At 62.1% G+C, this 23,906-nt stretch carries 23 protein-coding genes; 14 read left to right on the top strand and 9 right to left on the bottom strand.

The window, feature by feature from the left end; genetic code table 11:
* From GYH35_RS28000 to GYH35_RS27985, 4 genes are read left to right on the top strand one after another with little or no spacing between them, the layout of a single operon-like run.
* Entirely contained in the window at nt 1-405 is a 405-nt protein-coding gene (locus GYH35_RS28000) for a Zn-ribbon domain-containing OB-fold protein (RefSeq protein ID WP_161830157.1), read from the top strand.
* Nucleotides 402-1,565 (top strand): thiolase family protein, encoded by a 1,164-nt coding sequence (locus tag GYH35_RS27995; RefSeq protein ID WP_161830156.1) that lies wholly within the window; start codon nt 402-404, stop codon nt 1,563-1,565. Before GYH35_RS28000 ends, GYH35_RS27995 begins: the two co-directional genes overlap by 4 nt.
* 5 nt (nt 1,566-1,570) lie before the next feature.
* Complete coding sequence (locus GYH35_RS27990; RefSeq protein ID WP_161830155.1) at nt 1,571-2,296, top strand: DUF2889 domain-containing protein; 726 nt, start codon at nt 1,571-1,573, stop codon at nt 2,294-2,296.
* A 9-nt stretch (nt 2,297-2,305) separates the two neighbouring features.
* The gene (locus tag GYH35_RS27985) at nt 2,306-3,631 is read left to right on the top strand and encodes an amidohydrolase family protein (RefSeq protein WP_161830154.1); all 1,326 of its coding nucleotides are present in this window, start codon (nt 2,306-2,308) and stop codon (nt 3,629-3,631) included.
* A gap of 243 nt (nt 3,632-3,874) precedes the next feature.
* On the opposite strand, the gene GYH35_RS27980 is transcribed toward GYH35_RS27985, so the two are convergent.
* From GYH35_RS27980 to GYH35_RS27970, 3 genes are read right to left on the bottom strand one after another with little or no spacing between them, the layout of a single operon-like run.
* Complete coding sequence (locus tag GYH35_RS27980; protein ID WP_161811566.1) at nt 3,875-5,119, bottom strand: alkyl sulfatase dimerization domain-containing protein; 1,245 nt, start codon at nt 5,117-5,119, stop codon at nt 3,875-3,877.
* On the bottom strand, nt 5,116-6,135 hold the full coding sequence (locus tag GYH35_RS27975) for a zinc-dependent alcohol dehydrogenase (protein ID WP_161830153.1): 1,020 nt from the start codon (nt 6,133-6,135) through the stop codon (nt 5,116-5,118). The genes GYH35_RS27980 and GYH35_RS27975 overlap by 4 nt, the downstream gene beginning before the upstream one ends.
* A gap of 11 nt (nt 6,136-6,146) precedes the next feature.
* Nucleotides 6,147-6,932, bottom strand: coding sequence for an SDR family NAD(P)-dependent oxidoreductase (locus GYH35_RS27970; protein WP_161811568.1), 786 nt, complete (start codon nt 6,930-6,932; stop codon nt 6,147-6,149).
* 196 nt (nt 6,933-7,128) lie between these two features.
* Here GYH35_RS27970 and GYH35_RS27965 point away from each other — a divergent pair, with 196 nt between their 5' ends.
* From GYH35_RS27965 to GYH35_RS27945, 5 genes are all read left to right on the top strand, one after another.
* A complete protein-coding gene (locus tag GYH35_RS27965) occupies nt 7,129-7,992 on the top strand; it encodes a helix-turn-helix transcriptional regulator (protein WP_202624796.1) in 864 nt (287 codons plus the stop codon).
* Nucleotides 7,993-8,098: 106 nt separating this feature from the next.
* A complete protein-coding gene (locus GYH35_RS27960) occupies nt 8,099-9,253 on the top strand; it encodes a sulfotransferase family protein (RefSeq protein ID WP_161830152.1) in 1,155 nt (384 codons plus the stop codon).
* A gap of 3 nt (nt 9,254-9,256) precedes the next feature.
* Complete coding sequence (locus GYH35_RS27955) at nt 9,257-9,745, top strand: VOC family protein (protein ID WP_161811570.1); 489 nt, start codon at nt 9,257-9,259, stop codon at nt 9,743-9,745.
* Nucleotides 9,742-10,503, top strand: a complete 762-nt coding sequence (locus GYH35_RS27950; protein WP_161811571.1) for an SDR family NAD(P)-dependent oxidoreductase — start codon at nt 9,742-9,744, stop codon at nt 10,501-10,503. The genes GYH35_RS27955 and GYH35_RS27950 overlap by 4 nt, the downstream gene beginning before the upstream one ends.
* A gap of 74 nt (nt 10,504-10,577) precedes the next feature.
* Nucleotides 10,578-11,555, top strand: coding sequence for an enoyl-CoA hydratase/isomerase family protein (locus tag GYH35_RS27945; protein WP_161811572.1), 978 nt, complete (start codon nt 10,578-10,580; stop codon nt 11,553-11,555).
* A gap of 2 nt (nt 11,556-11,557) precedes the next feature.
* On the opposite strand, the gene GYH35_RS27940 is transcribed toward GYH35_RS27945, so the two are convergent.
* From GYH35_RS27940 to GYH35_RS27915, 6 genes are all read right to left on the bottom strand, one after another.
* On the bottom strand, nt 11,558-13,243 hold the full coding sequence (locus GYH35_RS27940; protein ID WP_161811573.1) for an FAD-dependent oxidoreductase: 1,686 nt from the start codon (nt 13,241-13,243) through the stop codon (nt 11,558-11,560).
* The gene (locus GYH35_RS27935) at nt 13,240-14,655 is read right to left on the bottom strand and encodes an amidohydrolase family protein (RefSeq protein ID WP_161811574.1); all 1,416 of its coding nucleotides are present in this window, start codon (nt 14,653-14,655) and stop codon (nt 13,240-13,242) included. Before GYH35_RS27935 ends, GYH35_RS27940 begins: the two co-directional genes overlap by 4 nt.
* Nucleotides 14,649-15,485: a CoA transferase gene (locus GYH35_RS27930; RefSeq protein ID WP_235936884.1), complete on the bottom strand. Its 837-nt coding sequence runs from the start codon at nt 15,483-15,485 to the stop codon at nt 14,649-14,651. The genes GYH35_RS27935 and GYH35_RS27930 overlap by 7 nt, the downstream gene beginning before the upstream one ends.
* Nucleotides 15,486-15,865: 380 nt before the next feature.
* Nucleotides 15,866-17,386 (bottom strand): class I adenylate-forming enzyme family protein, encoded by a 1,521-nt coding sequence (locus GYH35_RS27925; RefSeq protein ID WP_161830150.1) that lies wholly within the window; start codon nt 17,384-17,386, stop codon nt 15,866-15,868.
* 10 nt (nt 17,387-17,396) lie between these two features.
* Nucleotides 17,397-17,687 (bottom strand): hypothetical protein, encoded by a 291-nt coding sequence (locus GYH35_RS27920; RefSeq protein WP_161830149.1) that lies wholly within the window; start codon nt 17,685-17,687, stop codon nt 17,397-17,399.
* A 22-nt stretch (nt 17,688-17,709) separates the two neighbouring features.
* Nucleotides 17,710-18,921: a CaiB/BaiF CoA transferase family protein gene (locus GYH35_RS27915; RefSeq protein ID WP_161830327.1), complete on the bottom strand. Its 1,212-nt coding sequence runs from the start codon at nt 18,919-18,921 to the stop codon at nt 17,710-17,712.
* A gap of 133 nt (nt 18,922-19,054) precedes the next feature.
* Between GYH35_RS27915 and GYH35_RS27910 the strand changes: the two genes are divergently transcribed.
* The 5 genes from GYH35_RS27910 (at nt 19,055) to GYH35_RS27890 (ending at nt 23,308) form a co-directional block, all read left to right on the top strand.
* A complete protein-coding gene (locus tag GYH35_RS27910; protein WP_161830148.1) occupies nt 19,055-19,834 on the top strand; it encodes an SDR family NAD(P)-dependent oxidoreductase in 780 nt (259 codons plus the stop codon).
* 14 nt (nt 19,835-19,848) lie between these two features.
* On the top strand, nt 19,849-20,955 hold the full coding sequence (locus GYH35_RS27905) for a Gfo/Idh/MocA family protein (protein WP_161830147.1): 1,107 nt from the start codon (nt 19,849-19,851) through the stop codon (nt 20,953-20,955).
* 199 nt (nt 20,956-21,154) lie between these two features.
* Nucleotides 21,155-21,418: a hypothetical protein gene (locus GYH35_RS27900; RefSeq protein ID WP_202624792.1), complete on the top strand. Its 264-nt coding sequence runs from the start codon at nt 21,155-21,157 to the stop codon at nt 21,416-21,418.
* Nucleotides 21,419-21,487: 69 nt separating this feature from the next.
* The gene (locus GYH35_RS27895) at nt 21,488-22,738 is read left to right on the top strand and encodes an acetyl-CoA C-acetyltransferase (RefSeq protein WP_161830146.1); all 1,251 of its coding nucleotides are present in this window, start codon (nt 21,488-21,490) and stop codon (nt 22,736-22,738) included.
* Between the two features lie 126 nt (nt 22,739-22,864).
* Nucleotides 22,865-23,308: a MarR family winged helix-turn-helix transcriptional regulator gene (locus GYH35_RS27890; RefSeq protein ID WP_235936883.1), complete on the top strand. Its 444-nt coding sequence runs from the start codon at nt 22,865-22,867 to the stop codon at nt 23,306-23,308.
* The last annotated feature ends 598 nt before the right edge of the window (nt 23,309-23,906 follow it).

The following is a 23,906-nucleotide window of genomic DNA, read 5'->3' as shown; positions in this document are numbered from 1 at the left end:
ATGAGTGCGCCGCGCCCGCAACCGCGGCTGGATGCCGATAACCGCGCCTTCTGGACGGGAGGTGCGGTCGGCGAGCTGCGGTTGATGCGCTGTCGGGACTGCGCGACTTTCATTCATCCGCCGCGGCCGGTGTGTCGCAAGTGTTTTTCCGAGAATGTCGCGCCCGAAGCGGTTACCGGCACGGGCGTGATCGATACCTTCACCGTGAATCACCAGAAGTGGCATCCCGCTTTGCAGGTTCCTTATGTGATCGCTCGTGTGGCGATCGACGGCGCGCCCGGCGTGTTTCTGACCACGAATATCGTCGGCTGCAACGTCGACGAGGTCGAGATCGGCGATCCGGTGCGGGTGACGTTCGAACAACAGGGTGAAATCTATTACCCGCTGTTCGAGAAGATCGGATGATGACAGCGAACGACGCATATATCACCGGCGTGGGGCAATCGCAGATCGGCGTGAAGCTGACGCGTCACCCGTTATTGCTCACGCTCGATGCGGTCAAAGAAGCGCTGGCCGAGGCGGGTCTCACCATAGGCCAGATCGACGGCGTGTCGACCTACCCCGGTCGCATGCAGGGTTATCTTGGCTTCTCGCCGGTGGGGGTCGACGAGCTCATCGATGCGCTCGGTATTCGCGCGACGTGGTATGCCGGTGGAGGCGAAATCACATCGCAACTCGGCGCGGTTGTCGCCGCAGCGGCAGCGGTTCGCGCCGGTCTCGCACGCCACGTCATTTGCTTTCGAACGGTGTATGAAGCTGCTGCGATGGCGCGGCCCGACGAGTTTCCGCCGCTGAGACGCGACAAGGTCGATGGCAGTTCTCAGTGGACCGCGCCATTCAATGCCCTGTCCGCAGCGAATTGGACGGCTCAGTACGCCATGCGACACATGAAACGCTATGGACTGACGCGCGAGCAGCTCGCCCAGGTCGCGATTACCGATCGCGCGCATGCCGCTCTGAATCCGCGAGCGCTGACGCGTGAACCGATCACCATGGACGAATACATGTCGGCGCGCATGATCTCCACGCCGCTGTGTCTCTATGACTGCGACCGTTTCACAGATGCGTCCACGGTGCTGATCGTTTCCGCCGCCAGCGCTATCGATGAAGTGTCCTGCACGCCGATTCGAATCGCTGCGATGGCAGGCACCGTGGCGCGCCATAGTTGGGACCAAGCCGAATGGATGGCGAGCTATCAAACCGGCCCGGACTTGTGGAAACGGACGGACTACAAGCCATCCGACGTCGACACCGTACAGTTCTATGACGGGTTCAGCTTCTACGTCATCACCTGGCTCGAAGCGCTGGGCTTCTGCGATGTCGGCGAAGGCGGGCGATTCATCGAAGGCGGTAAGCGGATCGCGCTCGATGGCGAGCTGCCGCTGAATACGTTTGGCGGCCAGATCGGCGCGGGTCGTCTGCATGGCTTCGGTTTCGCACACGAGTCCGTCGTTCAATTGCGGGGCAAGGGCGGCGCTCGACAGATTCCTGACGATCCACGCGTTGCGGTCTGCACATCGGGAGGAGGGCCGCTTGCGACTGCGTTGCTGCTCGCTCGCGACTGAGAGTCATGGACGTGACTGCAATCGACAACATGCCCGGCTTCCGGCGCCGCTTTCGAGTCACGCCGATACCCGGCGCGGTGTGCAGTGAGGTTGAGGACGACTTCCATTGCATGAGTGTGACTGTGCGCCATCGAGACGGCGTTACGACGTCGATTGAGCCTGTGCTCTCGCGTGCGCCGTGGACGACGTGTCCGGGCGCCGTCGATCGACTGAAACAAACGTTCAGCGGCGTTCCGATCGAGAAGTATGCGGAACGTGGCGAGAAGCGGGAGAACTGCACCCATCTGCACGACCTCGCGACGCTGGCGGCGGCGCACGCCTTCGATGGCGAACAGATCGTCTACGACATTCTGGTGTCCGATCCCGTCGCAGGACTGCGTAGCGCGGAGATTCGTCGCAATGGCCGCACCGTGCTGCGCTGGGCGCTGGCGGAAGGTCGGATCGTCGATCCTCCCGAGCTCGTTGGCGTGACACTCGATCAACTGAGCCGTTGGATTGGATCGCTCGAGCCTCAGCAGCAGGAGGCGGCACGCTTGCTGCGCTGGGGAACGATCGTTGCGAACGGGCGCATCATTCCGCTGGAGCGCCAGTCCGACGCGGGCCGCATGCCGACGGGCAACTGCTACACGTTTCAAGCGGAAAGAAAAGTTCACGCGCAACGCATCGTTGCGATTCGAGATTTCAGCCGAGGCGCTGCACAGCCATTGCAGGCCCCGAACATCAGTCAGTAGGAGAGCGCCATGAATATGAACGATATGGTGGTCATCAGCGTGGATGATCACATCAGCGAGCCCGCGGACATGTTCAAGAAACATCTGTCCGGCGACGACCTGGCGAGTGCGCCGAAGTTCTGCACGACGCCGGAGGGCACCAACTACTGGGAATATCAGGGCATGCAGATGCCGTCCGTGGGGTTGAATGCCGTCGTTGGACGCGTGCCGGAAGAGTACGGCGCCGAGCCGACCGCGCTCGACCAGCTGCGCAAGGGTTGTTACGAGCCGAAGGCGCGCGTCGATGACATGAACGTGAACGGCATTGCGGCCTCGTTGAACTTTGGTAGCTGCGTGGGTTTCGATGGCGGCCGGTTCCACAAGGCGGCGGACAAGTCGAAGTCGCTCATTCACATGCGCGCGTACAACGATTGGCACATCGACGAGTGGTGCGGGTCGCAGCCGGGGCGATTCATTCCATGCGCACTGCTGCCGACGTGGGATATGAAAGCGACGGTCGAGGAGATCAAGCGCATCGCGAAGAAGGGCTGCACGGCGGTGTCGCTGAACGAGAACCCGACGATCCAGGGGCTGCCCAGCATTCACAATCCGTATTGGGAGCCGATGTACAAGACGCTCGTCGAGCACGACATCGCGATCTGCCTGCACATTGGCGCGGGGAATCCTGCACCGCATGCGTCGATGGAAACGCCTATCGAGGCGTGGATCAGCACCATGCCGATCTCGATCGTTGTGGGCGCGGCGGACTGGTTGAATCTGGAAGCGCTGGAGCGTTATCCGACGATGAAGATTGCGCTGTCCGAGGGCGGCATCGGCTGGATCCCGTACTTCATCGAGCGCGCGGACTTCAGCCACGAGCGTCACAAGGCGTGGACACACTCGAGGTTCAAGGGGACGAAGCCGAGTGAGGTGTTCAAGCGTCACTTCCTGACGTGCTTCATCGACGATGAATTCGGCCTGAAGAATCTGGACTCGTTGAATGAGGATCTGGTCTCTTATGAGTGCGATTACCCGCACTCGGATTCGCTGTGGCCTTATGTGCCGGAGCGCCTGTGGGAGACGGTGAAGCACCTGAGCGAGACGCGCATCAACAAGATCACGCACCTCAACGCGATGAAGTTCTTCAACTTCGACCCGTTCAAGCATCACAAACGTGCGGATCTGACCGTCGGCGCGCTGCGCGCGAAGGCTATCGAGGACAAGGTGGATATCACCCCGCGTTCGTTCGGTGGCGCTAAGCCGTTGGCGGAAGGTGAGGCGCCACGCGTCGTCACTTCTGGCGATCTGGCGAAGATGTTTGCGCATCATGCGAAGGGTGGGTCGAAGGCGGCCTGAAGAAAGAGGCGTCGGCGGCTTGCGCAGGCGCGGCCGCCGACTTTGTAAGAGGAAGAGGCGTCGGTGGCTCGCGCAGGCTAGGGGGAGGGACCTCCTTCCGGCACCGGGCGCCCGCCGGAGCGCATTGCGCTCCTCGCGTCACGTCCATGATGAGCCCTGCTGTTTCGGAGAGCCATCTTCCGTGCGTCAGCGTTTCCTCCCGCTGCGAGCCACTGGCGCCTCTTTCTTCCAAACCCCGCCTGGTTAGGAAGCCAGCGCTGCCTCCACCGCAGCGAGCTCCGACTTCAGCCACATCGTTTCACTGAGATTGCTTCCGCCCGATTCCGCCTGCAGACGCTTCAAGACGTCGGCTTTAACTTTCAGTGCAGCGATATTGCGAGGCTCCGCGCCCAGCGCGATATCCAGCAAATGCATCGCCTCCAGCGCCAGACCTTTCTCCAACTTCTCATTAGCGCGCGCGGCGAGCGCGTCAGCGCCGCCGGCAAGCTCAACCAAGTCAGCATCAACAGACGAACGAGGCGTGCCATAGAGCGACGTGGTGGAGTCGTAGTGGAACCACCCCGAGTATTCCTCCCAAATCGCCCTCACAGCCCAGCAGACCTTGCCGTGGAACTCGCCGATCTTCAGTTCCTCCGGCAACAGGATCTCGCGCATCAACGTATGCACATCCTTGCCGGCATTCATGCCAGCGATCGTCTGCTCGCTCACATACGAAACCGCCGCGTGCATCCTGTCGAGCGACGCTCGGATGTTCTCCGCGCCACGAATCGGTTCCCCGTGTCCGGTAATCAGCAATTCCGCCCCCAGCTTCCGAACCGCATCGAGCGAGGGCAGATAACGCTGCACCAACCGGGGCTTATCCCCTCGCATGGTCACCAAATTCGGCATCGCCAGGAACACCGGCCCAAACAGATTGCCAGTAAAGACAATCCGTTCCCGCGGCATCCATACCACGAGCGAATCCAGCGTCTCGCCACCCGGCGTCGAAATCACTTCGAAACGTCGGCCGCCCTGTTCAAACTCGTAACGCCGATCAACGACGATGTCCGGCACAACTTCAGGTGGTGGAGGGGGATTGGCTTTGCGTTTGATCGTGCCGCCCCACAGCTTGGCCGAACGGCGGGCGAGATACGGGCCGAGATCGCGGAAGTAGCGCCAGGTGTCGACGAAGCGCCTTTCGGCGATCACTTGGGTCTCAGGCTCCTTCATTAGCGGCACACCGCCGTAATGATCGGGATGCGCCTGGGTGAGGATGATTTTTCGAAGCGGGCCGGTGCGGTGAGGCGCAAGCAAGCTCTTTGTGCGCTCGGCGTTGTCCATGAAGCCGGCGTTGATCTGGACGTCGCCGTCAGCCGTCGTCACCAGGTAGGCGTTGGAAATATCCTTCGCCATGAAAATGAAGTCGGCGATGCGCGCCGCTTCGGTCTGCTGGTCGCCGGCCAGGACCATGCTCGCCAGCGGCGGCTTGCCATCGGCGGGCGTGCTCATGCGCCAGTCTCGTCAAACTCGACCATTACTTTCGCGGACTGCGGTGTGCCGGCCATCGCGAAAGCATCGATGACGCGATCGAAGGGAAAGCGATGGCTGATCAAGGTGGCCACCTTGTCGCGCAGCCGGGGTAGGGCAGCGATCACATCGGGCATCTCATTGGGATAACCGACGGCGGTGGTAATGGTCATTTCCGTCGTCAGCATCGTGCCGAGATTGATCTCAACAGGTTTCATGTAGGCCGCGGTAACGACGAGGCGTGATTGATACTTCGCCATGTTGATCACATCGGAAAGTATGCTCGGCGCGCCGGCGGCGTCGATGTAGGCGTCGGTGCCCACCGCCTCTCGGCTGAACACACGCGCGGAGCCGTGCAGCTCCAGTAGGCGAGCGCGAACATTGTCTCGAGTTGGATTGATCGCCGCGCGAGCGCCGAGCGCCTTGGCTCGCTCCAGGCGCTCATCGGACAGATCGAGCGCAACCACATCGGTAGCGCCGCGATCCACGAGCCACACGACCATGCCGAGTCCGATCGGGCCGCAGCCGAACACGACGACCTTGTCGCCAGCCTTCGCCTGCGAGCGGTTCACGCCATGCAAAGCGACGGCCAGTGGCTCGGTGAGCGCAGCCACGTCGTAGGGCAGATCATCGGGAATAGGCAGCAAGCTGTCGCCGACGCGCGCATCGCGGACGAGCAGTTCTTCGGTGAACGCACCCTCCGGGCCGCCGCTGCCGATGTAGCTGGGCGTCATCATGGGATTGATGACGACACGCTGGCCGACGCTCACGCCTTTCACGTCCGATCCAACGACGACGATTTCGCCGGCCGCTTCGTGGCCGATCGGCGTCACGCCGCCGGGCTTGCGATGGATGCCGCCGATCTTGACGTAGGAGAGATCGCTGCCGCAGACACCGCAGGCTTTCACCTTGATAACGACATCGCCTTTGCCCGCGCGCGGCGGCTCGACGGGATCCAATCTCACATCGTCGACGCCGTGGATGTTGAGAACGCGCATGTCCTGCTTCCTTAGAGATTGATCAGCGAGGCGCCGTCGATGACGATCGTGTCGCCGGTGTGGAATGACGATGCATCGCTCGCGAGGTAGGCCGCGATGCCTTCGAAATCCGCGGGATAGCCAGGGCGTGGGATCGGTGTCTTCGACGCGAAGTACTTGTCGATCTGGCTGAGTTCGGTCGATTCGCCCGTCATGCCGGTCTTGATGTAGCCCGGTGCGACGGTGTTGGCGCGAATGCCGTACTTGCCGAATTCGACCGCCATGGTCCGCACGATCGCGCCCATCGCGGCCTTCGACGCGGCGTAAGGCACCTTGCCCGGCAATCCTTTGAACATCGACAGACTGCCGCAGAAGATCAGCGAGCCGCCGGGCTCGCCGGCTTCGGCGCGTTTCACCATGTGACGTGCGCCTTCACGAAGCGTGTAGAACGCGCCGTGCAAACTGATATCCATGAACGAGAGATAGTCTTGGGTGGCCTGATCCAAGGTGCCGCCGCGAGGGGGCGGTAACCCGGCGTTCGCGACGACGCAATCGATGCGGCCGAACTCCTTGATCACGGTTTCAAAACCAGCGATGACCTGCTGTTCGGAAGCAACGTCCACTTCGACTGTAGCTGCACGAGCGCCGAACGCCTCGAGTTCGCGTTTGGCCGCGGCGTTCTTCTCCACGTTGCGACCCCAGATCACGACGCTGCCGCCTTGTCTGGCGATGCCTCGTGCGAAGCCCAGGCCGATGCCGCTGTTGCCGCCGGTGATGACGGCGACCTTGCCGGTCAGATCGAACAAGCTTTTGGCCATTGCATCCTCCCCCAGATATGCGTTCGATCGAAGTCTCGACGAGCCTGCCGATACCGGGCAACCTTGCGTAGTATTGATAGCCGGCCGCAATGATGATCGTGAGACGGATCCAAGCGAACAAACATCGCGCGCGGCGGCAGTCATGACGGGAAACGACAGAAATATGATTTGAAGCGACAGCGTCGGGGGAACCACAGTGAGCGCCGCTGAACCATCGATGACGATTCAGGCCGAGGTCCGCAATCCACTTGCAACCGCGCAACTCGTGCGCTTCGACGTGACCGGGCCGGCCGACAATATCCTGCGCGACAAGGGAAATTACTGGCTGGATCTTTGTCTCACGCCGCGGCCGCGCAACGCGCGAGCCTGTTACGTGGATCGTTGGTCGCCGCTTCGTTATGAGCGCATCGGCAATATGTTTCTCGTCCCGCCAGGCCAAAGAATGCACGCGCGCAGCGACGGTGGCCCGCCGCAGGCATCGATCCTGTGTCATCTGTCGCCGGAGCGCTTGCGCGAATGGTTCGGCGAAGATTTCGAATGGACCGATCGGCGGCTGGCGGCAAGCCTGGACATTGCCGATGCAAACATTCGCGGGCTGATGCTCCGCCTGGCCGAGGAACTGCGTCATCCGGGCTTCGCGAGTGCGGTCATGGTCGAGCTGATCATCGCGCAGGCCGTGATCGAGTTGGCGCGTTATTGCGCAACCGTGCAAGACGCGCCCGCGAGCGGCGGCCTCTCGCCGTGGCGACTGCGGATGATCGAGGCGCGGCTGAAGGAAGTCCGCGAGCCGCCGACACTTCAGGAGCTTGCCAAACTCTGCAATCTATCGGTGCGGCAACTGACGCGGGCGTTTCGCGTCAGCCGAGGTCGTTCCATCGGCGATTATGTGGAGCACTGCAGGCTGGACAACGCGAAACGTCTGTTGGCGACCGAGGAGAGCGTCAAGTCGATCGCGTATTCGCTGGGCTTTGCGTCGCCGTCCAGTTTCTCGTTTGCGTTTCGTCGTGCGACGGGCGAGACGCCACGCGAATTCAGGCAGCGCGTGCTGCGGGCCGGCTAGGCGGCGGCCGGATCGATGCATTGTGGCTCGAAGTCGAACTCGATTCGCGTTGTCGCCCGGTGGCACGGCGCTCCAAGATGAATCGAGCATCCGCAGGGGGAATCACATGCCGCAGAAACTAGTCGCCGATGAGCTGATCGAGGCGGCACGGACAGCAGCCGGGTTGCAGCGCTTCGACAGTGAGAGCTTCCGCGAAGGGCTCGACATTCTGCTGGCAGATGCGAACACCATCGATTATCCAGAGATGGGTATTCAGCGATTCCGTAGCTCGGTCATCGGCGCGCTGTCGAACCGTTTGAAGGCGAACGCCTATCTCGAGCAGCGGCCGGAACTGCTGAAAAGGCCTGTCGAGCGGCCGGTGTTCGTCTTCGGCATTCCTCGCACGGGCACGACGCTGCTGAGTAATCTTCTGGCGGCGGATCCGGCTCGTCGCTCGCCGTTGACCTGGGAGATCGACGATCCAGTGCCGCCGCCGACCAAGGACGCGCTCTACACCGATCCGCGTGCGCTGGCGCGGCTCGAGATGGAACGCAAGATGCTCGCTGCGCGTCCGGACGCGGGCAAGTACTACCGCAGCTCGGCGATCTATCCGAACGAATGCATGTTCTTCATCAACGCCGATTTCAAGGCGCTGATGTGGGAGGGGCGGGGCAAGCTGCCGAACTATCGCGACTGGCTGTTCAACGACGCCGATCTCACGTCCACCTATCAGTATCACAAGCGATTCCTGCAGGTGCTGCAGGCGGAGGCGCCGGGCGTTTGGAACCTGAAACAGCCATCGCACGGCTTATGGCTGGAGACTCTGCTGAAAGCCTATCCCGATGCACGATTGGTGTGGACGCATCGGGATCCGCTTACCGCAACCGGCTCCTTCTGCAGTCTGATGAAAATGGGCAGCAGCGCGTTCGGGCTGACGCCGGATCTGGATTACATCGCGAAGAACTACTCGTGGCAGGCGGTGGAGCACGCCAATCGCATCATGGATGCTCGGGCGCGAATCGGCCGCGATCGGATCGTCGACGTGCACTATGCCGACCTCATGCGCGATCCCGTCGGTTCGATGCGCACGTTGTATCGATCGCTGGGCGATGAATTCACACCGGAGGCCGAGCATGGCATGCGAACGTGGCTGGCCGATAATCCGCAGGACAAGTTCGGTAAGCATGAGTACAAGCTCGCGCAGTTCGGCCTGACGCCGGAGCGTGTGCGAGACATGTTCGAGCGCTATCTGTCCGAGTACGACGTCGAACGGGAAGGGTGAGCGATGATCGGCGCGCTGGCGAGCCTGGAGAATCATTATCAGAACGCGTACATCACGCGAGATCTCGATGTGGCTATCGAGCAGTTCCGCACACGGCATGGATTCGACGGATTTCAGCGCTACGAAATCAGCTATGAACTGCGTACACGCGCAGGCCTAGCAACAGCCAGTATCAAGCTGGCGCTCGGCTGGATTGGAAATCTGCAGTACGAGTTGATTCAGCCGGTGGCGGGCGCCGTTGATGTCTACACGGCCGAGCTGCCGGAGCGATCCACGCTGCGCTTCCATCACGTTGCCATGCGAGTGAAAGACGATTGGAATGGCTTTCGTGCGGAGGTGGAGCGCCGAAAGCTGCCGGTCATCATGGAAGGCGGTGCGCCGGGCCAATCGCAATGGCTTTACATCGACGCTCGCGACACGGTCGGTCACTACCTGGAGTATTGCTACATGACGCCCGAACGATGGCTGCAGCTTGGCGGACGGCGAGAATGACCAAGCGCTTCGAGAACAAGGTTGTTGCCATCACTGGCGCGGCTGGCGGCATGGGGTTGGCGTTTGCGCGCCACTTCGCGGCCGAAGGCGCGGCGCTGATCCTTACCGACGTGGACAAGGCCGGCCTCGTTGAGACTGAAGCGGCGCTGACGAAGGAAGGCGCTCGCTGCTCGACGCACGTGGTTGACTTGGCCGTCGAGAACGAGATTCATAAGTTTGCGACGGAAGTGGCCAGCCAGCACGAGGGAATGGACGTGCTCATCAACAATGCCGGGCTCGCGTATGGTCAGGTTGCATTTTCATTCGAGTCGCTCACACAAGCGCAGTGGTTGAAACTTCTGTCGGTGAACACAGTTGCGCCGCTGCTTCTGGCGCAGGCTCTCCGGGCGCCGTTAGCGCGAGCAAAAGGTGTGGTGCTGAACGTGTCATCGATGGCAGCGAACCTGCCGGGCACCGCCTATGGCGTAACGAAGGCGGCATTGAACGCGATGACATATGGCATGGCGAGTGTCTTCGGCGCCGATGGCATCCGAGTGAATGCGATTGCGCCGGGGCTGATGGAGACGCCCGCGGCTCGCGACAACCTTCCCGCCGAAACGTACCAGCGCATCCAGAGTCAGCAGATGCTAAAGGTGCACGGCACGGCGGATGACATTGCGGCGCTTGGCGTGTTTCTCGCCTCGGATGAGGCTCGGTTCATCACGTGCGAAATCATTAGCTGTGATGCGGGCAGTCGACTGAGGGGCTGGCGCGGATAGCGCCGTGACTTATTGCTCCAGTTGAGACAACATCCACACCTGCAGGCTCTCGCCAACATTGCAGGTTATCTCTCATGCAGCCGACGCTGCGCGCTGCCGTCGAAAAGTATCTGATCGATCCGTCGCTTGGATGGTCGGGCTCGGCGGAGGCGTGGCAGCCATTGGCGTTCGTCGACCTCGACGCGTGCGAGGATATCGCTCAGTGGGATTCCTTGCCGCCGTTCCCGGTCATCGGGTTTGGCGAGCGGCGGCATCGTCTCGCGTCGACGCTCGATGCCGTTCTCGAGTCGCCGATCGATGCGGAAACATTGATCAAGCAGGTCGAGCGAGCGCCTCGAGCTGCCGCGGTCACGGTGCAATTACTGCGGACCTCGGAACGGCTCTCCCTGGAGCATGCGCTGGCGATGGAGTCGCTGGCCTATGGGCTCCTGCAGGGAAGTGAAGAATATGCGGCGTGGTTGATGGGGCGGCGTCCCTCACCGGACCCCGAGGGCAGAGTCATCGTCGAGCGACAGGATGCAACCCTTCACATCGTGCTCGATCGCCCCCACGCTCGGAACGCCATCAATCGCGTCATACGCGACCAACTCTGCGAGGCGTTCACGCTAGCGTCGCTCGACCCAGAAATACGCTCCGTGAAATTGCGATCGGTCGGCGAGGCGTTCAGCGCCGGTGGCGATCTCGAAGAGTTTGGCACGACGACGGATCCAGCAACGGCTCATCTCATTCGCGCACGCACGCTGCCTGCCCTGGCACTAGCTCGACGGCGTGAAATTCTCGATGTGCACATTCAAGGGGCTGCTATCGGTGCGGGTGTCGAGATCTCGGCATTCGCAGGTCGCGTGACTGCCGCGCCGACAGCGTGGTTTCAACTTCCAGAGCTCGCGATGGGATTGCTTCCCGGTGCGGGTGGCTGCGTATCCGTGCCGCGCAGAATAGGTCGTCAGCGAGCAGCACTCATGATGCTTTCCGGTCAGCGGATCGATGCGCAGACGGCGCTGCGCTGGCGGCTGATCGACGCGATCGAAGATCAACCGCCCGTGACTGTGTGAGTTTATTTGACCCCGCCCGCGTGCTTCGCGGCGACGTAGCCCCAGACGAACGACGGCCCCACACTGCTGCCCGCGCCAGGATAGAAGCGACCCATCACCGACGCGGTCGATACTCCTGTCGCATAGAGGCCGGGAATGATTGAACCGTCGGCGCGCAGCACTCGCGCGTGTTCATCGGTCACAACGCCACCGTAGGTGCCCACATCCCCAGGCACGATAGGCACGGCATAGAACGGACCTTGTTTGATGGCGCCCAGTGTTTCGGACGGTTTGTTGAGCGAATCGCCCAGCCAACGATCGTAGGCCCGCGCGCCGCGATGAAAGTCTTCGTCCTTGTTCTTTGCGACGAAGCCGTTGAACCGCTCGACCGTGGCTTCGAGTGCCGCAGGATCGATCTTCAGCTGCTGCGCCAGCCCTTCGATGGTATCGGCCTTCTTGAGATAACCCTGCTCGTACCACTGCTGTGGCTTCGGCTTGCCTGGCATCGAGCCGGCCAGGAAGTACTTCGTCATGAACTGACTATCGAAGAGCGCCCAGCTCGGCACCGCGGGCACGGTTTTGTTTCGTTCGAGCATGGCCTTGCAGTAGGCCATGTAGGAGCCGCCTTCGTTCATGTAACGCACGCCGGTCTGATCGACCAGAATGGCATGAGGCGACGCGGTCAATGCTTGCGCCGTCGGCTTGGCCTCGCCGTCAGCGGCGCCCGGCGGATGAGTTTGTTGATTGCCGACGCGTTCGTCCATCTGCGCAGTCGCCGCGCCGATGCGCATCATTTCTTCGATCATTTCGCCAGTGTCACCGGGCGTGGCCATGGTCCACTTCACCGACGTGCCCGGCACATATTGATCCCGCATGCGTTGATTGCGAGCGAAGCCGCCGGCGTTCACCAGGACTCCCAAGCGTGCTTCGACTCGCGACGGCTTGCCGTTCCTGGTTGTGACGACACCTTTGACAGCGCCGTTTTCGACGATCAGCTCGCTGACTGGCGACTCGGTGCGAATCTCGATGCCGGATTGGACAGCCGCTTGCAACATGCGTCCCTGCAGCGCACCGCCGCCCGCGATCCAGTGTTTGCCGGTCATCTTTGCGAGAATGCCTCGGATCACCAGCTTCGCGAGCAGCGCCTTTACTCGCCACGATCGCATCATCGCCGGCAGTTCCATCATTTCTTCGAGCGAAGGTTGCAGCAGATCCACGGGCGCCCGAATGAATGTGGGTTGCAGCTTTTGTTTCCACTCACCGAGCTCGTTCACGTTGAACAGCTCGGCCACCACGGTGCGGCCTTGTTCCGAGCCGCCGGGAAGGTCGTCGTAATAGTCTGGCCAATAGCCGATGCGATTCAGCTTCACGCCCTGATTCACCAGAAAGTCGACCATGCGCGGCGCTTCGGTCAGATAGGTGCGACGGCGCTCGGCGGTCGAACCAGGCGCGTCCGTTTGTCCGCCCATCAGCGCATCGAGATACTGGGTGGCCTTCTCGAAGCTGTCCTCGACGCCATCCCGCTTCATGAAGCGATTGTTCGGTATCCACATTACGCCGCCGGAGCGAGCGGTCGTGCCGCCGACGAGCGAGGTCTTCTCGAGGATCAGTACGCTCTTGCCCTGCGTGCGCATCAGCAGGCCGGCGCACATCGAGCCGCCGCCGCTGCCAACCACGACAAAGTCGACGACATCGTCAAAGCCACTCATGTCATCCCCTCGAGTCGATGCGAGCTGTTATTGCTGTTACGGGCGAAGATCATGCGTCCATCGATAAATGTCGCCCGGACGTACGCTGATGAGAGCGCGCCGCGGGCGTCGGCCCACGAGCGATCGAGCAAGCAGAGATCGGCTGGCGCGCCGATGGCGATGCGTCTGCGGCGATTCAGTGCGTTTGGGTCACGGAGAAACAGATCGAGTGCTTGCTCTGGCGTGAGTGCTTCTGACTCGCCAAGCGACGCGCCACTCTCTGTCTGTCTCGAGACTGCTGCGGCCATCGATGCCCACGGATCGAAGTTGCCGAACGGCGCGTCGCTGCCAGCAGCCAATGTCACGTCCGCATCGAGGAACGCGCGAAGGCGATAGAGCAGAGGGCGTGCGTCGGCGTCGACATCGGCGAGGTAGCGGTCGCCACGTTCGCTGATGAAATGCGGTTGGCTGACCACGGCAATGCCCGCGTTTGCGATGTCTTCGACCGCCGCGTCGGGCGCGATGGAGGCGTGCTCGATGCGATCGCCTGGGATCGTGCCGGCGTCCTTGAAGACTGCCAATGTGAAGATGATCTCGACCTCAGTTGCACAGTGAACCGCGACGCCGCGGCCTTGCTCGTGCGCGCGGCGGATGAAATCGGTCGCGTCTTCCAGTGAAGGGAGGGCGGCTTCATGGAGGTGCAACTTGGCCGGGCCGAGTACGACGCGGTCGCTGGTATCGGCTTTCGATAAGTCCAGGCGGCCGGCGAGTACGGTTCGTTGAGGTAGCGATTGGGTCGATGTTTCTTTCAAGAAGTGGCGAGCCATGAAGGCGTCATTGGCGGGTGACATTTCCGTCAGGCCCGTTACGCCTCGGCTCGCGAGCAATGCACCAACCTGCGCGAACGACGGCGGCTCGCTGCCGAGCGTGCGCTGGAGCCAGGCGTCTTCGTCGAAGAGGCGGCCGGTGTAGCGACTGCCGTCGTGTTCGAGGCCGAGCGGTGCCGGGCCTTTCGCCAGCAAGCGATCGAGTCCGGCCGAATTGAAGAACCACATGCGACCGGAACGGTGCTGAATGCGCAGCGGGCGAGTGGGGACGATGCGATCGAGCGCAGTGACGTCGAGCATGCCGGCGACGCTTTCGTGATAGCCGGTTGCCCGTAGCCAATCGTTGCCCGGAATCTGCAAGCTTGCAGCAAACGCTTCGTTGTCGGCGACGTCGGGTGGGCCGCAGCGGACGGAGTTCAATGAGGCTGCCAGAGCTGCGACATGGATGTGATGATCGTGCAGGCCGGGGAGTAGCAGGCCGCCACTAGCCTCCACCACAGGCTCGTTATCGTGAGCGTCGAGTCGACCGATACCGGTGATGAAGCCGCGCTCGACGCGAACATCGGCAATGCCACCGCCTTCGAGTTCGGCGCAGCGGATTAACATGTCGCCACCGGCCCGAGCACCGCCTGCGTGTGCTCGCCCATGGCGCTGACGCTACCAACGTGCCGGCGCGCCACTGACGGAAACGGTCGGCCGACGCTCGCCGCCCAATCCAGTAGCTGCTGTCTCAACAGCTCCGGCTCGCGCTCGCGACACTGCGCCAGGCAGTGAGCGACCACGTCGCTCAACGCAATTCCTATCCGACCGCCGAGCCCGGATTGCCATGCATGCCATGCGGCGTTTGCCGCGAAGATGCCGGTCAACGGATCGCCAATCCCATCGCCAACGAATCCTGTGCTACCCGTGACTTCACGCAGGGCGCCGCTCAAGCCGGCGGCAACGCTGGAGTCATCGCCGAATCCAACCCAGTTCGCTGGCTCATCCGTCGCGCCATGCCCAGTAATGGTGATCCACACCAATCCCGGCGTCATCGCCACAATCTCCGCCGCATCGAAACCGAGCTGCGCGAGGGCGCGAGGTCGAGAAGCTTCAATGACGATGTCCGCTGTGGCGATCAAGGCACGCAGCGCCAGCCGGTCATTGTGATCGCCGAGATCGACGGCGACGCTGGATTTTCCTTGATTGAGCAGCGCGTAGAACTGAGTGGCGCTCCGCATGCCATCCGGCCGCGTGCGACTTTCGACTTTGATGACTTCTGCGCCAGCGAGCCACAAGAGGTGTGAGGATAGCGGGCCTGCCCACAACGCGGAAAGATCGACAACGCGCGGCCGCGAGCGTCGGCTGCTGTCAGCCGAACATCCGTGTGCCAATTCAACGCATGGATTCGATCTAACAACGCGTGTCTCATGCTCCGCCGCGACGGCCAAACCCATCCCCCGCCCGCGCATCACCAACGATTCAGCATTGCATGTCGCCACCGAGGTCGCGATTGCTGCATCGTCCGCGCCATCGATCGCGTCAGTTTCAAATAGCGCCGGCAAGAGTTCGCGATCAGCCGTTCTCGATAGATTCAGCGCAATAGTGTCGTCTGCGGCATCGAATAAACGACAACCACCGCCCGCCGAGACTCGAGCCGGAATCCGCATGCCCGCGAGCATGGCGCGCTCGCCGAGCAGTGTCTGGCCTGTCAAATCGGCAATTGCCGCCGAGCCCGTCGCACTCGCGAGCCGACGAAGGACTTCATCGGCGCGACTGGCGAGTGGGATTTCGATGGCGGCCATGCAATTGATGGGCAGCGACGAGCTCTTGCAGTTCAGGGGCCAGGCGCGGCGACCGTCGTGTAGTTCCGTAGCAGTGCGCGGACCTCGCGTCTCAGCAGCTTGCCCATTTCGTTGTAGGGCAGTGCGTCCATGACCGCGATTCGCTCGGGCACTCGCGACGAGCGCAGCCGATTCTTGATCAGCGTGCGCAGCTCTTCATCGCTCGGTGCTTTCTGGCCAGGGCGCGGCACGATCGCGATGCCGACGGTTTCACCCCATTCCACAGAAGGCACAGCGACCGCCGCCGCATCGGCGATAGCCGGGTGAGTCATCAATGCGTCTTCGATTTCAGCAGGAGAGATGTTCTCGCCCCCTCGCACGATGATGTCGTCGGCTCGACCGGAGAGATAGAGATAACCATCCGCGTCCATGTATCCGGCGTCTCGCGTCGGAAACCAGCCATCGGCGTCGAGCGCCTTGCGCTCGCGATACTCCCCTGAGACTTGCTCGCCGCGAACGTAGATCTCGCCACGCTCGCCCGGAGGCAGCCGTCGCCCGTCCTCGTCGCGTATCTCGATCTCGACAGTCGGCAGGGGTTTGCCCACCGATCCCAAACGAGCGCGAATCGCTGGATCCGTCGCGCCCTGCGCGGCTCGATGTTCTTCGGGACCGAGCAGAGCGATGGTCGAACTGGTTTCAGTAAGCCCGTACGCGTTCGTGAAGTTGACCCGTGGAAACAATTCGAGCGCACGCTCGATCAGCTCGGTCGGCATGCGACCGCCGCCGTAGGCGATGGCTTGCAGCGCCGACAGCTCGAAACGCGCACCTTCATCCATGCGGGTGATGATTCTCGACAACATGGTCGGCACGACAAAGGCATTCGATGCGCGCTCAGCGGCTGCGAGCGCCAGCCAATCGTCGGGATCGAACGCAGGCAACAGCAGAATGCGCCGCATCGAGTAGATCGAGCTCAGCAGTGCGGCGATCCCGGCGATGTGATACGGCGGCACGCTGACCAGCGCGGCTTCATCTTCCGAAGCGGAGCTGAACTCGACGGTGCCAAGAATGTAAGAGAGCAGATTCGAGTGACGCAGGATCGCGGCCTTCGGCGCCGCCGTGGTGCCGCTCGTGAAGAGCTGAATTGCAATGTCCTGCTCGACTTCATCGGCAGAGCCAACGTCCCCCAAGCGTTCAGCCTGAGCGACGAAATCCGTGCGCGACAAAGCAGTATGCCCGCCAACCGGACTGAGCCGCTCGATCCTCTCCACATCGCCCGTGATGTAAGCCGGCGCGATTCGCTGCAGTAACGCCGCGAGATCGGCATCCGCAAGCCGATAGTTCAACGGGACATACGGCACGCCCGCGATCGCCGCACCGAACAGCGAGATCGCCGCAGCCTCACTGTTCTCGTCGAGCAACGCTACATGAGACGCACCGCTTTTCAGAATATTCAGCGCTGCGCCGTGGGCGGCCTTCCACAACGACCGATAGGACCAGCGACGACCATCGCAGACCAACCCGATGCGCTCGGGCTCCGCATCGGCGGCCATCTGTAGAATGAGAGAAATGTTCATCGCGAGCGACTCAGTCGGAGGCGGGCAGCGGCTTCGCGTCCTTGATTTTCAGCGCTTGCCCGGCAATCGACAGCGATCCTTGTCCGGGCTTCACACAGAGCAGCTCGACGGTGCCGGCCGCGTTCACATAGCGCTTGCCGATCTTGGTTCCTTCGGCGAATGCCGGATTCATCGGCTTGCGCTCGGCCGGGCGCTCTTCCGCCATCGGCAAACCGCCGCATTCGATCGCCGCGTCGCCGGCGCGGACCACCATGATTTCGGTATCGCAGGCCGCGCTTTTCAGTTTCGTTCCGGGTTTCATGGGGTAGGTCTTCGATGATTGCTCAGGCGATCGCGCCGGCCGCTTTCAACTGCTCGATGCGGTCCCAATCGACGCCGATCTCCATCAGGAAGGTTTCGGTGTGTTCCGATGCCTGGGGCGCTCGCGTCGTTTTCGTCGGCGCATGATTGAACTGCACCGGGCCACGCACCAGCTTCAGCGGCGGGCCTTCGACCGCTTCCACTTCGACGATCATGTCGTTCGCCAGCGCTTGCTCGTCGGTCGCCAGATCGATCAGGCTCTGGATCGGCGCCCACTGGCCTTTCATGGTCTTCAGATGCCGACGCCAGTAAGCGAACGGCTTGCTGCCGATGGCCTGCACGATGAGATCGCTCGCCGCCTTCGAGTTCTCGATCAGTTTGTGCACGTCGGCGAAGCGCGGATCGTCCGCCGCTTCGGGAATGCCGAAATGCTCGAACGCATCGCGGATCAGTCCGGTCGGGCTCACCATGCAAAGATTGATCGTGCCGCCATCCGATGTGCGGAAGTTGCCCATCAAGGGATTCTTCGCCGAGCCGCCCGACGACGGCATGGCGTTGCGGGTAATGACGCCTTTCTCCATGCCTTGCGCGACCAGCGCGCCCGACGCCCACCAGGCAGTGCTCAGCAATGAAACATCGAGTTCCGCCGTCTCGCCGGTGCGCTCGCGATGGAAGAGGGCAGCGGCAATGCCCCCAGCGATGAACATGCCGCCGATGGAATCGCCGAACGCCGGAATGCCTTGAGTGAGCGGTCCGCCGAGCTCCGCGGGCGTCATCGAGTGGGCGATGCCACTGCGTGACCAGAACGCCGTGCCGTCGAATCCGCCGACATCGCGCTCGGGACCTTTGTCGCCATATGCGCTGCCGCGTGCGTAGATGATCTTCGGGTTCGCTGCGCGGATGTGCTCGACATCGAATTTATGTTTCTGACGCACCGAGGGCAGATAGTTCGTCAGAAACACATCCGACGTCTTCGCGATCTCATACAGGAGCTCCTGGCCTTCGCGCGTGGAGACGTCGATGCCGACGCTGCGCTTGCCTCGATTCGGATGCTCCATGAGAGTGTGACGATTGGGGTCGAGCGATACACCGCCCATGTTGAGGAAGCCGCGTTGAGTGTCGCCGCGAACAGGGTGTTCGATCTTGATGACGTCCGCGCCCCAGTCCGCCAGGACGGCGCCGGCGGCCGGCACGAAGGTGAACTGCGCCACCTCCAGAACTCTCACCCCTTTCATGACCTGCATAGCGTCCCCCGCGCCCGTACCCTGTGTCGCGATCATCTCTGAGATCGCGCTCACTAATCAACAGCAGTGTTGCATAGCCGGCGACAGTTCGGTAGAACTTGAGCCGACAGCTAGGGGGAACGCAATGAAGATCGATGCGACATTGGCGGCCGTCGTGACGGGCGGCGCGTCCGGCCTGGGATTGGCTACTGTCAAAGCCTTACGTGCGGCCGGCGCGAAAGTCGCCATCTTCGACCTGAACCCGGAAACCGGCGAACGGGCGGCCGCCGAGACCGGCTCCATCTTCTGTCGCTGCGATGTGCTTTCGGACGCCAGCGTCGACGAAGCCTTCGCGAAGGCGCGCGCCGAGCAAGGCCAGGAGCGTGCACTCGTTTGTTGTGCGGGCGGCGGCAACGCGATCGCCACTGCGCGCCGGGACAAGCAGACCGGCGAGATCAAGATATTTCCTTCCGAACAATTCGAGTGGGTGTTGCGGTTGAACACCGTCGGTACGTTCCGCTGCATCACTCGCGCTGCCGCCGGGATGATGTCGTTGGAACCGATCGAAGGTGAGCGCGGCGTGCTCGTCAACACATCGTCTGCTGCGGCCACCGAAGGACAAATGGGGCAGGCGGCCTATTCGGCAGCCAAAGCCGCAATCGTAGGAATGACGTTGACGATCGCCCGCGATCTGTCGCGTGAAGGCATTCGTGTGAACACAATCCAGCCGGGTATTTTCAACACTCCGGCGATGTCTCGCGCCACGCCGCAGATGCTGGAGGCGCTCGGCGCGATGGTGCCGTTCCCGCCGCGGCTGGGCCACGCGGATGAGTTCGCGAGCATGGCGCTCGAGATGATTCGCAACGGCTACGTCAACGGCGCGACGTTGCGGCTCGACGGCGCCATTCGCATGCAGCCTCGCTGAACGGACACGCGCACATGACCTTAAGAGTTGGAATCATCAGTGCGAATTGGGGAACGTTCGCGCATTTGCCTGCGTGGCGCGCTGTGCCGGGTGTTGAAGTTACGGCGGTCTGCACGTCACGCCAGGAAACGGCCGAAGCGGCAGCGAAGAAGTGCGGGATCGAGCGAGCCTTTTGGGACGCGCAGAAGATGGTTGCCGATCCGGACATCGACATCGTCGATTGCGGTACGCGGCCGAGCATTCGATACGCGATGGTTTTATCCGCGCTCCGCAACGGTAAGCATGTCTACAACGGCATCCCGTTCGCCGCGAATATCGATCAAGCGCGCGAGCTGCGCGACGCCTGGCATGCCAGCGGCAAAGTCGCGATCACCGACGCTTATTCGCAGTGGCTTCCCGCGCCGCGCATGGCGAAGGAACTGATGCAGGACGGACTCATTGGCAAACCGTTCGCCGCGACTTGTTTCTTCAATCTGTCGCTCTTCAACAAGCCGCATCCGCTGTTTCCGTATAACTGGTTCTGGCAGGGCGGCCACGGCGTGTCGGCCATGCGCAATCTCGGCAGTCACGCGCTGAACATGATCGTTTTCATGTTCGGCGAGGTGGTTGAAGTCGTTGCGCACGACGGCCAGTTGCTCGAGCAGTGGCAGTTTCCCGACGGCCAGGTGCTGAAGCCGGAGAACAACGATTTCGCTTGTTTGCTGCTGCGGATGAAGAACGGAATGGTCGTGCAGCTGCAGGTGTCGTGGAACGCCACGGTTGCGCCGGGCTGGCGACTCGAAGCGTTCGGCAGCAATGGCCGCTTCGTCGCGGCCGCGCCGAGTTTTCCAACGAGTCGCGACACGACGCTGCATGCGGGGACGCTTGCGAGTGGGCGTCTCGAGCCGGTCGAGATCCCGCGGCGGCTGCTCGAGTCCTCCGAAATTTCGGTCGTCGCCGAGGCGGATCCGCAGCCCGTGTACCCGATGGCGTTGTCGATGAATCGTATGGTTCGGGCCATCAAGGGCGAGGGCCCGGCCCATCCGGACTTCGATCAGGCCTGGTCGGTGGAGCGCGTTCTGGAAGCCGCACGCCGGTCTTCGACCGAGCGACGCTGGGTTCGGATCGACGAAATCGTTTGATTTCACTAAGGAAACGATTTGTTTCAGCGAGGTAGCCGAGCGCCAATCTGCGTACTGATTCACATGACCTGCCATTGACTTTGACCCACAAAGTACTAAGGTAGCTTTGTATTAGGTGCCTAGGTATTAGGCACCTTGGTATGAGGTACCTTGGTTTCCAAGGTTCGTTTTGTGGTTTTTCAAACTCGGAGTAAGTCACGTGAGGAAGTCCTGGGTTGCCTTGGCGATGGGCGCGTTCATCAGCTTGTCGGCGCTTGCACAAGAGGCAGTGGCGACAGAGGGCAAGATGCTGGTGGCGTCGAACGGCGCGCGTCTCGGTGCTGTGTACCGGGTGACGGACGACGGTTCGGCGCAGGTCATCATCGACGGCAAGATGGTGACGGTGCCCGCGTCCACGTTGTCGGTCGTCGATGGCAAGTTGACGACCAGTCTTTCCAAGAGCGAAGTTCGCAAGCTGAAGTGATGAATCGAGCGGCGGCGGCACGGTCACGATGACCTGCCGCCGCAGCCATCCATAACGAAGGGGGATGCAATGGCCGAAGCATTCATCGTCGATGCCGTCCGCACACCGCGAGGCATCGGCAAGCCGGGCAAGGGCGCGCTGTCCAAAATGCATCCCCAGCACCTGGCAGCCGTGGTGCTCAAAGCGCTCAAGGAGCGCAATGACATCAACACCGCCGAAGTCGATGACGTCATCTGGGGCACGAGCGCACAGAAGGGCAAGCAGGGCGGCGACATGGGCCGCATGGCTGCACTCGATGCTGGTTACGACGTGCGCGCCAGCGGCGTCACACTCGATCGTTTCTGTGGCAGCGGCCTGACGGCGACCTGCCTGGCAGCAGCGCAGATCATGTCCGGCATGGAAGATCTGATCGTCGCTGGCGGCACCGAAATGATGTCGCTGATTACGACGCTCGGTGAAGAGGAACGAGCCGCGGGGTTCAAGTCGCTCGGCATTGGCACCGGCAATGCTCGCCTGCAGGAACGTCATCCGCAGTCACATCAAGGCGTGTGCGCCGATGCTATCGCATCGATGGAAGGCATCGGTCGCGAAGCGCTGGATGCGTTCTCACTCGAGAGCCAGCAGCGCGCCGCGTGCGCGATCAAGGAAGGTCGATTCGAGCGTTCCATCGTTCCGGTCGTCGATGACGACGGCAAAGTTATTCTGGCGAAGGACGAGCATCCCCGGCCGCAGACCACCGCGCAGGATCTCGCAGCGCTGAAGCCGAGCTTCACGCAAATTGCCGACTTTCCGCTCGAAGGCGGCGTGACGTTCCGTCAGCTCATCAACCGCCGTTATCCCGATCTCAAGATTGAACATTTCCATCACGCTGGCAGTTCTTCGGGCGTCGTGGATGGCGCGGCGGGATTGCTGCTCGCCTCGGACACCTACGCACGCAAGCACGGACTCAAGCCCCGAGCGCGCGTCGTTGCGACAGCGAACATGGGTGACGATCCGACGCTGATGCTGAATGGCCCGGTGCCGGCAGCGAAGAAAGTGCTGGCCCGAGCGGGCCTGACTGTTGACGACATCGATCTGTGGGAAGTGAATGAGGCTTTCGCCGTGGTGGTCGAGAAGTTCATCCGCGATCTCAAGCTGGATCGGGAGAAGGTCAACGCGAATGGCGGAGCGATCGCGCTCGGTCATCCGATCGGAGCAACCGGCGCGGTGCTCATTGGGACCGTGCTCGACGAATTGGAGCGTCGTGATCTAAAACGTGGCCTGGTGACGATGTGCGCGGCGGGCGGCATGGCGCCGGCTATCATCATTGAACGCGTCTGAGCGAGCGCACCGATGGCTATCAAGAAAGATCGCACCCCCGAACAACCGACTCCCGAAACTCTCTTTGGGTCCGCCGGAGCGACCTTGAACGCACCCGAGAGCCGGAAACGAGCCGTGGCCGTGAAAATGACTGTGATCGCCCGGCAAATGAGGCAACGGTTCGACCAGTTCGTCGAAGGCGACGGGCTGACGCGCGGAAAATGGAGCGTGATTGTTGCTGTGGCCCGCAGCCCAGGCGCTACGCAGCGAACGATTGCATCGATGCTGGAGATTACTGAGGTCACGGCGGGGCAGCTGATCGATCGATTGTGCGCGGATGGATATCTCGAACGCCGCGAACATCCCAAGGATCGACGCGCGCACTGTGTGCATCTCACGGAGAAGGCGCAGCCGCTGCTGGGGCGGTTGAATGAGGTCGCGAAGGCGCATGAGGATCAGACGTTCGTTGGTCTCAGCGATGCGGACCTCAAGCGCTTGGAAGAGATGCTCGACATCGTGGCGCGTAATCTGGCGCTATCTCGGAGCCAGGACGAGAAGAAGGCGGTGGCGTTGCGGAGCGTCGGCGGGTAAAGGCCCTGCGGGAGCGTTCGAGCTCTGCGTCGCATTCAGAGGCTTCGGTGGCCTACGTTGGCGGGCGTGTTCTAGTTCTACGTTGCCTTCAGCGGCACCGGTGGCCTACATCGGCGGAAGTGTTCTAGCTCGGCGTCGCTGACAGAGGCCTCGGTGGTCTGCGTCGCCGGGAACGTCCTAGGTCTTCCCGGCACCATGCTCCCCGTCACTCGCGCTTCGCGCGGATTCCTTGGGTCCCGTCCCTGGGCGCATTGCTCCGGCGAGGTCCCTCTCGTCCGAAGCTGCCGGGAAGACCTAGGACATTCCCGACGCCGCCGATATGTCACATGCGCATTCGCGCGTGACTCTTTTCCCACCGCCCAACCCTCAATTGTGAGTTTTGAGCGTGCGCGGTGTAGTTACGGCAGTTGCGGCCGCGCTAGCGCGGCCGCTCTGGTGACGTTGCAGCCGGGATTTCGGGCGGTGGTTGTCGCGGGGGTCTCGGGAAGTTCGCAACCCCGGTGACTTTAAGCCCACCGCCATTCGAGCAAACCGTTGCACGTTTGTTGTACAGCCGCCGCCGCGCGTTGCAGCTCGCAGCGCGTTAGCGCGCAGCGAG

Source organism: Steroidobacter agaridevorans (assembly GCF_009932555.1).
GTDB classification, from domain to species: Bacteria; Pseudomonadota; Gammaproteobacteria; order Steroidobacterales; family Steroidobacteraceae; genus Steroidobacter; species Steroidobacter agaridevorans.
Note: the sequence above shows the minus strand (reverse complement) of the source record. Positions and strands in the feature narration are given on the sequence as shown.